The organism is Paracidovorax avenae ATCC 19860 (assembly GCF_000176855.2).
GTDB classification, from domain to species: Bacteria; Pseudomonadota; Gammaproteobacteria; order Burkholderiales; family Burkholderiaceae_C; genus Paracidovorax; species Paracidovorax avenae.
In genome coordinates, this window is record NC_015138.1 from 2,285,380 (window position 1) to 2,298,216 (window position 12,837).

The following is a 12,837-nucleotide window of genomic DNA, read 5'->3' on the forward strand; positions in this document are numbered from 1 at the left end:
GCGGAGATCAAGACGGGCCAGCGCCGGGTCATCGAGTACCTGCTGAGCCCGATCCAGAAGGCCGGTAACGAGAGCCTGCGCGAGCGCTGATCAATCAATCAGCCAATCGATAAATAAGTAAATAAAGAACGAAAGAAGGGACGAAGAGCATGAACCAGGAAAGCTTGGAGAACGCCATCGCTGCCGCATTGCGTGAGGCCCATGTGCGCGACACGACGGGCGATGAGGACGACACCGCGGCGCGGGGCACCGCTGGAGCGGTAGGACGGCACGGATCACTGCGCGATGCACTCGCTGCGGTGATGGCCGCATGGCCACAGGACTCCGGCCTGCCATCGATGCGGGACGTTGAAGTGGCGCAAGTCAAACCTATCGCTTTGTCGGACGCCATCGACGACGGATGGGCAAGCACGCGGCCGATGCTGTTGCAGCCCGGTCAAGGCGAAGAGGGGCAGACGGGTGTGTACGAAACGAAGCCCTGGATGTTGGAGTCGGGGAGTGATGCCTATCCGACGGCTACGGCTACGGGGACGGCGAATGCCGGAGCCGATCTCGCAAAGGCGTTGATGAGCGCCGCGGCGGACGCTGGTGTAGCTGGCAGGTCTGCGCTCCTCGGAGCCCTGAGCGGGGCGATTTCCACGGTGGGCGGCTCTGCAGTGCTCGAGGGCAGCGTGCAGCAGTTGGTGCAGGCGATGGCGGGGTTCTCGCCGCAAGGGGCGGGGCAGGTGACTCCAGGCGCTTCGCTGCCGGATCTGATGGTTTCGTTGATCGCGCCCTCGCAGATTTAAATTAATGGAGATTATATGGGTGTTAATTTTGAAAAATTATACTTTCCTATAGTCCTAGCGTTTTGTTTATCTTTTTTGGGTTGTGATAAGCCTGCGTCGTTGCCCAAGGAGAAACCGGTGGTGACGGCTGGGAGTAATGCAAAAAAAGAAGATGCTGTTGTTTACATGAGAAGCAGGGCTCCGGAGAAGTTCGACTTAGATGCAGTGTTTTTGGGTAGTCGGGAAACGGTGTTTTTTAAGGCTATGGGGCTGAATCCTGATGGCTTGCCTCTTGTTTCCATAGCGGAAAATGTTGAGTCTGGCTTTGATTTGGGTATATATCATGATCGTTTCGATGTGATTGTCGATCGTGAAAAAGGTATTCTATGTTTGAAAGAACAATGCATTAAAATATATATGATCTGCCCATCGGAAAAATATAAGAAAAAAGATGAAATTTGTAAATATTATAACCAAGCAAAAGGATAATGATGGCTGCAATTGGAATTCGAATTGTAAATAGCGTAGGTTCGGCAGATCATGGGCATATGTATGTGGTGTTGATAAGCGAAGACGGACAAAAAAATTCATATGGCTTTTATCCTGATAACGACAACGCCCCCTCGTATATAGGTCCAGGAGCTGTTCTAAGGCATGATTTGGGTAGGTATGAGACCAACTCTTCGCATCCTCCGGATGTCGCAAGAGATTTTTATATATCCGATTCGGAGTATCTTAGGTTAAAGAAGATTTTTGATGGGGCAGTGGATCAGTCTGGTGATGTGTCTAAGCCGTGGGGTCACTATAATCCACTGACTAATTCATGTGTCGACTTTGCATGGAATGCCATGCGGGAAGCCGGCTTGCATGACAGCTTCTTTGATGGTGCGATATATCCGGAATGGAATAATAAATTTGTCGATGATATTTATTATGGTTTTTATAGACGGCCGGAGTTCAACAGAGAGTTGCACTTAGAAAATAATGGTATTTGGGATAAAGTAAAGAAGTCGGTAAACGATTTATATATTCAAGCTCGTAACTGGATTGCGCCAACAGACCCTCTGGTCCTGGACCTAGACGGCGACGGCATAGAAGCCATCGGCATCGACCCCTCCCGGCCTATCCTCTTCGACCACGACGGCGATGGCACCAGGAACGCCACGGGCTGGATCAAGGGCGAAGACGGCATCGTGGTGCTGGACCGCAACGGCAACGGCCTGATCGATTCGGGTCGCGAGCTGTTCGGCGACCAGACGCTGCGCGAGGGAGCGCAGGCGGGCCAGGGCATGTTCTATGCCAACGGCTACGAAGCCCTGGCAGGGCAGGACGGCAATGGCGACGGCGTGATCGACGCGGCGGACACGGCCTATGGCCAGCTGCGGATCTGGAAGGACGTGAACCAGGACGGCATCAGCCAGGTGGGCGAGCTGCACACGCTGTCCGACCTGGGCATCGCGCGCCTCAACGTCAAGGGCCAGCGCAGCAGCATCGACCTGGGCAACGGCAACACCCAGCCCTGGAGCGGCAGCTTCACGCGCATGGACGGCAGCCAGGGCATGAGCGGCGTGGCAGAGGTCTCGGGCAGCCTGCTGCTGGCCAGCAACAACTTCTATCGGGAGTTCCCCGACGACCCGGTGCCGACCGCCGCGGCACAAGCCCTGCCGCAGATGGGCGGCGCGGGGTGGGCACGCGACCTGCGCGAAGCCATGAGCCTGGGCAACGACAAGTCGCAGGCGCTGCAGGAGAAGGTGCAGGCCTTTGCGGCGGGCACGACGCGCGACGCGCAGATGGCGGCGGTCGATGGGCTGATCACCGAGTGGGCGCGGTCTTCGGGCAAGCTCGTGGAGACCTTGCGTTTCCACAGCCTGTATTTCGATGCGGCCACGCACCAGTGGGACATCGCGACGCCCGACACCCCCATCGACCCACGCCACCTGCCCGGCACGGAGGGCACGTTGTCGGTGGACATGCCCGATGTGGGAACGCTGTGGACGGATCCGGCGACGGGGCAGCAAAGGCCGCTGACGGAGGAAGACCGGACGGCGCTGTACCAGAAGCTCAATGCGCTGGAGGTGTTCAACGGCACGCGCTTCGTGACCTTCGATCGCAACGTGCGTCCGGATTCCAGCGAAGGCAGTGGTGGCACGCCGGTAGGCGGCGGCTCGGGCAGTGGGGGCGGGGGCAGTGGCGCGGAAGCCGACCTGACCTACCGGGTGTCCGCCCGCCTTTCCACGACCCAGTTGGAGCTGTTGGCACAGAGCTATGAGCAATTGCGCGAGAGCGTGTATGCGGCGCTGGTGACACAGACGCGGCTCAGGCCGTACCTGGACAGCGTGGAACTGGTGGTGGACGAGAAGGGGGTGCGCTTCGATACGTCGGCGCTGTCGTCGATGCTGGAGGCGAAGAAGGGGGCCAGCGAGCGCGATGCCATCATCGATCTGGTGGAGTTGAACCGGTACCAGGGCAAGGTGCTCGATGCCGTGGGATTCGATGTTGCGAAATCTCTGTCGGATTGGGTGTATGCCCTCCCGGAAGGGAGTGCCTTGAGGGCAGAGATCCAGGCGTTTCATGTCTATCTGGCCGGAGTGGCCCAGGGAACATCGAGCGATGACATCTACCTGGGTGATGAGACTGCCAATGTTTTTGCCGGAGGAGCCGGAGATGATCTGATGCGGGGAGGCGCTGGTAATGACCAGTTGCAGGGTGGCCAGGGCAATGACACGCTCAAGGGCGGAGAAGGCGACGACCAACTGCGTGGCGACGAGGGCGATGACGTGCTCGAAGGCGGCGCAGGCAACGACTACCTGCATGGCGGCTTCGGCAACAACACGTTCATCTTCGGGCGAGGCGACGGCCAGGACCGTATCGACCACTACCACGATACGGCGGTGGGCAAGCACAACGTACTGCAGTTCAAGGCCGGCGTGTCCAAGGATGGGGTAACGGTACGGCGCTCGGGCAATGACCTGGTACTGTCGATCGATGGCACAACGGACAAGGTGACGATATCGGCGTTCTTCTACCAGGACGAGCCGGGAAATGCATTCAGCCCGTTGCAGGAAGTGCGTTTCGACGACGGCACGGTCTGGGATGTGAGCGAACTGGCCAGGAAGGTGCTGATCGGGACGGCTGAAGGCGACACGCTGCAGGGGTTTGTCGGTGACGACGTGATCGATGGCCTGGCAGGCGATGACCAGATCTACGGCCAGAACGGCAACGACACGCTCTCGGGAGGCGCGGGCAACGACCAGTTGTACGGCGGCCAGGGCAATGACACGCTCAAGGGCGGAGAAGGCGACGACCAACTGCGTGGCGACGAGGGCGATGACGTGCTCGAAGGCGGCGCAGGCAACGACTACCTGCATGGCGGCTTCGGCAACAACACGTTCATCTTCGGGCGAGGCGACGGCCAGGACCGTATCGACCACTACCACGATACGGCGGTGGGCAAGCGCAACGTGCTGCAGTTCAAGGCCGGCGTGCCCAAGGATGGGGTAACGGTACGGCGCTCGGGCAATGACCTGGTACTGTCGATCGATGGCACAACGGACAAGGTGACGATATCGGCGTTCTTCTACCAGGACGAGCCGGGAAATGCATTCAGCCCGTTGCAGGAAGTGCGTTTCGACGACGGCACGGTCTGGGATGTGAGCGAACTGGCCAGGAAGGTGCTGATCGGGACGGCTGAAGGCGACACGCTGCAGGGGTTTGTCGGTGACGACGTGATCGATGGCCTGGCAGGCGATGACCAGATCTACGGCCAGAACGGCAACGACACGCTCTCGGGAGGCGCGGGCAACGACCAGTTGTACGGTGGTCAGGGCAATGACACGCTCAAGGGCGGAGAAGGCGACGACCAACTGCGCGGCGACGAGGGTGACGACGTACTCGAAGGCGGCGCGGGCAACGACTACCTGCATGGCGGCTTCGGCAACAACACGTTCATCTTCGGGCGTGGTGACGGCCAGGACCGCATCGACCACTACCACGACACGGCGGTGGGCAAGCACAACGTACTGCAGTTCAAGGCCGGCGTGTCCAAGGATGGGGTAACGGTACGGCGCTCGGGCAATGACCTGGTGCTGTCGATCGATGGCACGACGGACAAGGTGACAGTGTCGGCGTTCTTCTATGAGGACTCGCCCGCCAACCTCTTCAATCCGATCCAGCAGGTGCGCTTCGATGACGGCACGGTCTGGGATGTAGCCGAGCTTTCCAATAGGGCTCTGACTGGAACTCCAGGAGACGACACCTTGTACGGCACCCAAGCCGCCGACACTTTGCTGGGAGGAACGGGCAACGACACCCTTTACGGGGGCGCTGGTGACGACACCCTGGAAGGCGGAGCAGGGCAGGACCTGCTGGTGGGCGGCTCGGGTAACGACACCTACCTGTTCAGTCGCGGCTCGCAGGCTGACCGGATCGTCGATGAAGACTCCACATCCGGCAATGTCGATGTGCTCTCCGTGGGACCGGGAGTCGCGACCGATCAGCTCTGGTTCCGCCGGGAAGACAACGACCTGGAGGTGAGCATCATCGGTACGGAAGACCGGGCCACGATCGCGAACTGGTACGCGGGCAGCGCCAATCATCTGGAGAAGATCCAGACGTCCGACGGAAAGGTGCTGCTGGACAGCCAGGTGGATGCTCTGGTGTCGGCCATGGCAGGCTTCGCGCCTCCAGCCGCCGGACAGACGACGTTGCCGCCTGACTACCGCAGCAGCCTGTCGAACGTGATCGCGACCAACTGGACCTGATCGCTGGCGGCCAGGACTCTCTCGCACCCGCCCCGGCGGGCGCGGGAGAGGCGGTCCGCGCACTGCAGCGTGCAAGCATGCCCGTGCGCGCTGGCCTACCGCGGGCGGCTCAGGCCCTCACTTGGTGCCGAAAATCCGGTCCCCCGCATCCCCCAGCCCCGGCAGGATGTAGCCGTGGTCGTTGAGTTCACGGTCGATGGCGGCGGTGAAGATCGGCACGTCCGGATGCGCCTTCTGCAGCGTGGCGACGCCTTCGGGCGCGGCCAGCAGGCACATGAACTTCACCGAACGGGGCTTCAGTTCCTTGAGCTTGGCGACGGCGGCGGCGGCGGAGTTGCCGGTGGCCAGCATCGGGTCCACCACGATGATGTCGCGCTCTTCCATTTCGGAGGGCATCTTGAAGTAGTACTCGACCGGCTGCAGTGTCTGCGGGTCACGGTAGAGGCCGATATGGCCGACACGGGCGCCGGGCACGACGGTCAGCATGCCGTCGAGGAAACCGTTGCCCGCGCGCAGGATGGAGACGAGTACCAGCTTCTTGCCGTCGATGACCTTGCCGGTCATGGTCTCCAGCGGGGTCTCGACCTCGATGTCCGACAACGGCATGTCGCGCGTGATCTCGTAGGCCATCAGGGTGCTCAGCTCGCCCAGCAGGCGGCGGAAGCTGTTGGTGCTGGCGTCCTTGCGGCGCATGAGGGTCAGCTTGTGCTGCACCAGCGGGTGCGTGATGACGTGGACGTTGCCGGAGGGGTTCTCGGTGCTCATGGGCGTGGGAAAAAAGGGGGATGGGGACAACCCTTCAGTCTGCCAGAAACCGCGCATACCGCGGCAGATCGACGTTGCCGCCGCTGACCACGATGCCCACGCGCGCGCCCCGCAGGTCGATGCCGCCGTGGTGCGCGCCGGCCAGCGCCAGCGCCCCGGTGGGCTCGACCACCATCTTCATGCGCTCGGCGAAGAACCGCAGCGCCTGGACGAGCTGGGCGTCGGCCACGGTGACGACCTCGTGCGCCAGCCGCTGGATGATGGGGAAGGTGATCTCGCCGGGCGCCTGGGTCTGCGCGCCGTCGGCAATGGTGCGGGGCGTCTCGATGCGCACGATGTGCCCGGCGCGCAGCGACTGCTGCACGTCGTTGCCGGCCTCCGGCTCCACGCCGACCACCTTGCAGTCCGGCGCCAGCTGTTCGGCCGCGAGCAGGCAGCCCGACAGCAGGCCGCCGCCGCCCAGGCAGACGAAGAGATAGTCCAGCCCGGGCACGTCTTCCAGCAGCTCCACCGCGGCCGTGCCCTGGCCCGCGATGACGTGGGGATGGTCGAACGGCGGCACGAGCACCATGCCGCGCTCTTCGGCCAGGCGCCGGCTGATGGCCTCGCGGTCTTCACGGAAGCGGTCGTAGGTGACCACCTGGGCGCCGTATTCGCGCGTGGCGGCCATCTTGGAGGCGGGCGCGTCCTCGGGCATGACGATCACCGCGGGCATGTCGAGCAGGCGGGCCGAGAGCGCGATCGCCTGGGCATGGTTGCCGGAGGAGAAGGCCAGCACGCCGCGCTCGCGCTGGGCGGCATCCAGTTGCACCAGGGCGTTGTAGGCGCCGCGGAACTTGAAGGCCCCCATGCGCTGGAGGTTCTCGCACTTGAAGAAAAGCTGGGCGCCCAGGGCCTCGTCGGCGGTGCTCGAGCGCAGCACGGGCGTGCGGTGGGCGATGCCCGCCAGGCGCCGGGCCGCGGCTGCGACATCGTCGTAGGTGGGCGGGGCCGGGGAATGCGTTTCCATGGAGCGTCCTCGCGAAGCGTGCCGGTGTCCGGAAAAGGGTTGCCGCATCATAGACCCGTCAGGCCGGTTTCTGCGTCCACCGGCTGCGGCCGCCGGAGTCCGCAGCCCCGGCCAGCCCAGTTCGCCGGTCAGCCCAGTTCGCTGAAGCGCTGCACCGGCGCCAGGTCGGGGAAGTCGCCCGCGCGCCGTTCGCGCATCGCGGCCACGGACTCGCCCACGTGGCGGTTGCTCCACACCGTGCCCTGCAGCCAGCCCATCTGGCGCAGGCTGTCGTCCACGGAGTGGTCGCGTGCGTAGTGCACGGCCTGCTTGGTGCCCCAGATGGCGACGGGCGGCTTGGCGGCGATCTCGCGCGCACAGGCCAGGGCCGCTTCCAGCATGGCCTCCTGCGTGGCGAACACTTCGTTCACCAGCCCGCAGGCCAGGGCGCGGGCCGCGGGCAGGCGCCGGCCGGTGTAGGCCAGTTCCTTGACGATGCCCAGCGGGATCAGCTTGGGCAGGCGCTGCAGCGTGCCCACGTCGGCCACCATGCCGATGTTGATCTCCTGGATGCAGAAGAATGCGTCCTCGGTGGCGTAGCGGATGCAGGCGGCCGTCACCATGTCCACCGCGCCGCCGATGCAGCCGCCGTGGATCGCGGCGATGACCGGGATGCGCAGCGATTCGATGCGGGTGAAGGTGGCCTGCATGTCGGTCAGCAGGTCGAAGATGGCGGCGCGGCCTTCGGGGCTCTGGTCGTCCATGGCGACGGCGCCGCCGAAGGTGTCCAGCGACATGCCGGCCGAGAAGTGCTTGCCGGTGCTGCTGATGACCAGCGCCCGCGCATCGCCCGAACGGTGGACCCGCGCGAGCACGGTGTCCAGCTCGCGCCAGAAGGTGGGGTGCATGGTGTTGAGCGCCTCCGGGCGGTCGAGCACCAGGTGCGCGACATGGTCCGTGACGGTCAGGCGGAAGCAGGTGAGGGGGGCGGTGTCGGTCATGCGGCGCACTCTAGGCGGGACGCGGCACTGCCGGCCGTCACCTGCGCGACGGGGCAGCGAGGGCGGTGGGCGGTGGGGTGGCCGTCAGGCGAAGAGCATCAGCAGGCCGCTGAGCGTCACCACCGATCCGGCCGTGGTCAGCAGGGTGGTGGCGGAGGTCACGGCCGCCTCGCGGCGGTAAAACTCGGCCAGCATGAACGGCCCCGTGCCGGTGGGCAGGGCGGCCAGCAGCACGGCCATGTGCACCTGCGCCGCGGGCAGCAGGAACACGGACTGCGCCAGCCACCACGTGAGTGCCGGCAGGGCCAGCAGCTTGGCGGCCGTGAGCGACAGGGAGGTGCGGTGGCCGCGGGCCTGGCCGTGCGGCTGCGCGGGCCGGTCGGCCATGAAGGCGCCCAGGCCGACCAGGGCGCAGGGCGTGGCGGCCTGGCCGAGCATGTGCAGGAAGGTGTCCACGCCGCCGGGCAGGGGCAGGCCGGTGGCCGCGAAGGCCGCGCCCAGCAGGGGAGCGAGCACGATGGGGTTGCGCAGCGATCGCGCGAGGGCCTGCACGACGGTGCGCAGGCCCGGCCCGTCGCTGCCCAGCCCCACTTCCACCAGCACCACGGCCAGCGAGAACAGCATGCAGACCACGAGGATGGTGGCCACGGTGGCCGCCATCTGGCTCGCGTGGCCGAACACCAGCAGGCACAGCGGCAGGCCGACGTAGGCGGTATTGGAGTACGACGCCGCCACCGCATCCACGCTCGCGTCCGCCAGGTGGCGCCCGCCGTGCAGCCGCAGCGCCAGCACGGCGATGAACACGGCCAGCGTGGCGATGCCGAAGGCGGCGATGAACCGCGGCTGCCACAGCTGCGCCCAGGTGCTGTGGGCCATGATGCCGAAAAGGGCCGCGGGCAGGGCCAGCCACACCACGAACCGGTTGATGGTGCTGGAGGCCGAGGCATCGAACACCCGGGCGCGCCGCGAGAGATAGCCGGCGGCGATGAGGGCGAAGAGGGGCAGCAGGATGGAGAGGGCGGAGGTCACGGTGCGGGAGGCGGCAGGTTTCTGGGCGTCGGAGGGATGCCGGGGCAACGCGCGCATTCCCCAGCCGATGCGCCAGAGTAGGCAGGTACGGCCATACCATCCAATATCATCGGAAGCCTTTGGCAATACCTTTTAGGCATCATGCTGGACCTTCGGCGCCTGCGTTACTTCCTGGCCGTGGCGGATACGCTGCATTTCGGGCGGGCGGCCGCGCGCCTGCACATCTCCCAGCCGCCACTGAGCCGGCAGATCGCGGCGCTGGAGGAGGAGCTGGGCGTGCAACTGCTCGAGCGCGATGCCCACGGCGTGGCGCTCACGGCCGCGGGCCGGCAGCTGCAGGCGGACGGGCGCGGCATCCTGGCGTCCGTCGAGCGCGCGGAGCTCAATGCACGCGCGGCTGCTGCGGGCGAGGCCGGGCGACTGGCGATCGGCTTCACCATGTGCGCGGCCTACAGCGTGGTGCCCGGCTATGCGCGGCGCTTCGCCGCCCGGCATCCGCAGGTGGAGCTGTCGCTGCGGGAGGTGGTGTCCAACGACCTCGTGGCCCAGGTGGCCGAGGGGCGCATCGACGCGGCCATCGTCTTCGCCCAGCCGCTGCCGCCCGGGCTCTCGCACCGCACGGTGGTGCGCGAGCCGCTGTGCCTGGCGTTGCCGCGCGGCCACCGCCTGGCGGCGCGGCGCAGCGTGCCGGTGGTGGAGCTGGCGGGCGAGCCCTTCATCGCCACGCCGCCGGACGTGGCACCCTCTCTGCACGCGGCGGTGCTGGCGCAGTGCCGCCAGGCCGGCTTCGCGCCCCGCATCGCCATGGAAGTGCAGCTGCAGCAGACCATCCTCAGCCTGGTGGCCGAGGGCGTGGGCGTGGCACTGGTGCCGGCCTCCATGCGCAAGGTGCAGCCGGATGCCGTGGTGTTCCGGCCCGTGCCGCCCGTGGTGGAACTGGCGCAGGACCTGGTCTGGCGCACTGCGAACAGCAACCCCTGCCTGCAGCACCTGCTGGCCCTGGCACCGGATGCCTGATCGCCCCCCCGGCGGGCCCGGGGGGAACGCTGACTCAGCGGCGCACCGTGCCGGCGTCCTGCCCGAACAGCACCTTCTTCGCGTCCTCGTCCACGGTCGGCGCGGTGTTGATGGTCTTCGCCAGGTCATAGGCGCGCGCGGTGGCGGGCCGGGCCTGGATGCGCGCGAACCACTGCGCCAGGTGGGGGAAGTCATTCAGGTCCTGGCGCTGCCGCTCGTGCGGCACGATCCAGGGGTAGCTCGCCATGTCGGCGATCGAATAGGTGCCGGCGATGTATTCGCGCCCGTCGGACAGGTGCTTGTCCAGCACGCCGTAGAGGCGGCCGGTTTCCTTCACGTAGCGGTCGATGGCGTAGGGCACGGGCTCCGGCGCGTACTGCGTGAAATGGTGGTTCTGCCCGGCCATGGGGCCCAGGCCGCCCATCTGCCAGAACAGCCACTGCAGGGCCTCGGTGCGGCCGCGCAGGTCCTGCGGGATGAACCGGCCGGTCTTGTCGGCCAGGTAGAGCAGGATGGCGCCGGATTCGAAGACGGAGACCGGCTCGCCGCCGCCGGCCGGGGCGTGGTCCACGATGGCGGGGATGCGGTTGTTGGGCGCGATGCGCAGGAACTCGGACCGGAACTGGTCGCCGCGGCCGATGTTCACGGGCAGCAGCCGGTAGGGCAGGCCGGCCTCCTCCAGGAACATGGTGATCTTGTGGCCGTTGGGGGTGGTCCAGTAATGCAGGTCGATCATGCGGGGTCTCCAGGGAGGGGGATCGGTTGCCAGCGCACGGCCTGGATGGGCCGGGCGCCGTCGGGTTCAGCGGACCACTTTAGCGGCTGCTTCCCAGCCTCGCAGGGTGCCACCGCGAAGACCCCTCTGCGCTTCCAGGCAGGCGCCAGGATGGTCAGCGCTTGCGTCCGCCGAACACGCTGCCCAGCACCCCGCGCAGGATCTCCTTTCCCAGCGAGGTGCCCATGGTGCGCACGGCCGAGCGGGCCATGGTCTGCACCAGACCGTCCTTTTTGCCCCCGCGCGGGCCCGTGGAGCCGAACAGCACATCGTTCAGCCCTCCGAGCAGGCCGCCGCCATCGCCCGTGCCCGCCGGGCCTGCGGTGCCGGCCCGGGCCTGGCCGGGGGCCCCGTTGGCAGCGCCTTCCGTCCTGCCCTTGAGCTTCTCGTAGGCCGATTCGCGGTCCACCATCTTTTCATAGACGCCTGCCACCAGCGACTGCGCCATCAGCGCCTGGCGTTGCTGCGGGGTGATCGGCCCGATCTGGCTGCCGGGCGGCAGCACGAAGACGCGCTCGGTGGGCCCGGGGCGTCCCTTGGCGTCCAGCAGGCTCACCAGTGCTTCGCCCACGGCCAGCTCGGTGATGGCGGCCTCGATGTCCAGCCCGGGCTGGGGGCGCATGGTGGTGGCCGTGGCCTTCACGGCCTTCTGGTCGCGCGGCGTGAAGGCGCGCAGCGCATGCTGCACGCGGTTGCCCAGCTGGGCGAGCACGCTGTCGGGAATGTCCAGCGGGTTCTGGGTCACGAAATACACGCCCACGCCCTTGGATCGCACCAGCCGCACCACCAGTTCGATGCGCTCGACCAGCACCTTGGGCGCCTCGTTGAAGAGCAGGTGGGCCTCGTCGAAGAAGAACACCAGCTTCGGCTGGTCCGGGTCGCCGATCTCGGGCAGCTGCTCGAAGAGTTCGGACAGCATCCAGAGCAGGAAGGTGGCATAGAGCCGCGGGGACTGCATCAGCTTGTCTGCGGCGAGGATGTTCACCACGCCTCGGCCATCCACGGCCTGCATCAGGTCGTTGATGTCGAGCATGGGCTCGCCGAAGAACCTGTCGCCGCCCTGCGCCTCGATCTGCAGCAGTCCGCGCTGGATGGCGCCCACGCTCGCGGCACTGATGTTGCCGTACTCGGTGGTGAACTCCTTGGCGTTCTCGCCCACGTGGGCGAGCATGGCGCGCAGGTCCTTCAGGTCGAGCAGCAGCAGGCCGTTGTCGTCGGCGATCTTGAAGACGATGTTGAGCACGCCCAGCTGCGTCTCGTTCAGGCCCAGCATGCGGCCGAGCAGCAGCGGCCCCATGTCGGAAATGGTGGCGCGCACCGGGTGGCCCTGCTCGCCGAACACGTCCCAGAGCGTGGTGGGGCAGGCCAGGGGCTCCGGCTGGGGCAGGCCGCGCTCGGCCAGGGTGGCGGCCATCTTCTCGCCGATGCGGCCGGGCTGGCTGATGCCGGTCAGGTCGCCTTTCACGTCGGCCATGAACACCGGCACGCCGATGCGGGAAAACCCCTCGGCCAGGGTCTGCAGGGTGACCGTCTTGCCGGTGCCGGTGGCCCCCGTGATGAGCCCGTGGCGGTTGGCCAGCGCGGGCAGCAGGTGGCATTCGGCAGTGTCGTGCTTCGCAATCAGGATCGGTTCGGCCATGGCTGGGGAGAGTCAAAAGTAAAATCGCGGCAATCGCTCGGGAACCTCTGGACGAATCGAGCGGAAAGTGTGCGCTGTGGATCGGGATGGGCTGCA

10 protein-coding genes are annotated in these 12,837 nt (G+C 65.9%); 4 read left to right on the forward strand and 6 right to left on the reverse strand.

What is annotated here, in order from left to right; genetic code table 11:
• The first annotated feature begins 149 nt into the window (after nucleotides 1-149).
• The 3 genes from ACAV_RS10115 (at nucleotide 150) to ACAV_RS23815 (ending at nucleotide 5,527) form a co-directional block, all read left to right on the forward strand.
• Nucleotides 150-788 carry a hypothetical protein gene (locus tag ACAV_RS10115; RefSeq protein ID WP_013594474.1) on the forward strand — a complete coding sequence of 213 codons (639 nt, stop codon included), beginning with the start codon at nucleotides 150-152 and terminating at the stop codon, nucleotides 786-788.
• A 15-nt stretch (nucleotides 789-803) separates the two neighbouring features.
• The gene (locus ACAV_RS24590) at nucleotides 804-1,256 is read left to right on the forward strand and encodes a hypothetical protein (protein WP_157768753.1); all 453 of its coding nucleotides are present in this window, start codon (nucleotides 804-806) and stop codon (nucleotides 1,254-1,256) included.
• Nucleotides 1,257-1,615: 359 nt separating this feature from the next.
• Entirely contained in the window at nucleotides 1,616-5,527 is a 3,912-nt protein-coding gene (locus ACAV_RS23815; protein WP_157768754.1) for an SPM autocatalytic domain-containing protein, read from the forward strand.
• 117 nt (nucleotides 5,528-5,644) lie between these two features.
• Here ACAV_RS23815 and upp read toward each other — a convergent pair whose 3' ends face one another.
• The 4 genes from upp to ACAV_RS10140 form a co-directional block, all read right to left on the reverse strand.
• On the reverse strand, nucleotides 5,645-6,292 hold the full coding sequence (gene upp, locus ACAV_RS10125; RefSeq protein ID WP_013594476.1) for a uracil phosphoribosyltransferase: 648 nt from the start codon (nucleotides 6,290-6,292) through the stop codon (nucleotides 5,645-5,647).
• 34 nt (nucleotides 6,293-6,326) lie between these two features.
• Entirely contained in the window at nucleotides 6,327-7,301 is a 975-nt protein-coding gene (locus tag ACAV_RS10130) for a threo-3-hydroxy-L-aspartate ammonia-lyase (protein ID WP_013594477.1), read from the reverse strand.
• Nucleotides 7,302-7,429: 128 nt separating this feature from the next.
• On the reverse strand, nucleotides 7,430-8,281 hold the full coding sequence (locus ACAV_RS10135) for an enoyl-CoA hydratase-related protein (RefSeq protein ID WP_013594478.1): 852 nt from the start codon (nucleotides 8,279-8,281) through the stop codon (nucleotides 7,430-7,432).
• Nucleotides 8,282-8,365: 84 nt separating this feature from the next.
• The gene (locus ACAV_RS10140) at nucleotides 8,366-9,310 is read right to left on the reverse strand and encodes an AEC family transporter (RefSeq protein ID WP_041829125.1); all 945 of its coding nucleotides are present in this window, start codon (nucleotides 9,308-9,310) and stop codon (nucleotides 8,366-8,368) included.
• Between the two features lie 141 nt (nucleotides 9,311-9,451).
• Between ACAV_RS10140 and ACAV_RS10145 the strand changes: the two genes are divergently transcribed.
• Entirely contained in the window at nucleotides 9,452-10,327 is an 876-nt protein-coding gene (locus ACAV_RS10145; RefSeq protein ID WP_013594480.1) for a LysR family transcriptional regulator, read from the forward strand.
• A 34-nt stretch (nucleotides 10,328-10,361) separates the two neighbouring features.
• Here the strand turns inward: ACAV_RS10145 and ACAV_RS10150 are convergent, their stop codons facing one another.
• Nucleotides 10,362-11,063 (reverse strand): glutathione binding-like protein, encoded by a 702-nt coding sequence (locus ACAV_RS10150; RefSeq protein ID WP_013594481.1) that lies wholly within the window; start codon nucleotides 11,061-11,063, stop codon nucleotides 10,362-10,364.
• A gap of 154 nt (nucleotides 11,064-11,217) precedes the next feature.
• Entirely contained in the window at nucleotides 11,218-12,741 is a 1,524-nt protein-coding gene (locus ACAV_RS10155; protein ID WP_013594482.1) for a helicase HerA-like domain-containing protein, read from the reverse strand.
• Nucleotides 12,742-12,837 lie beyond the last annotated feature (96 nt).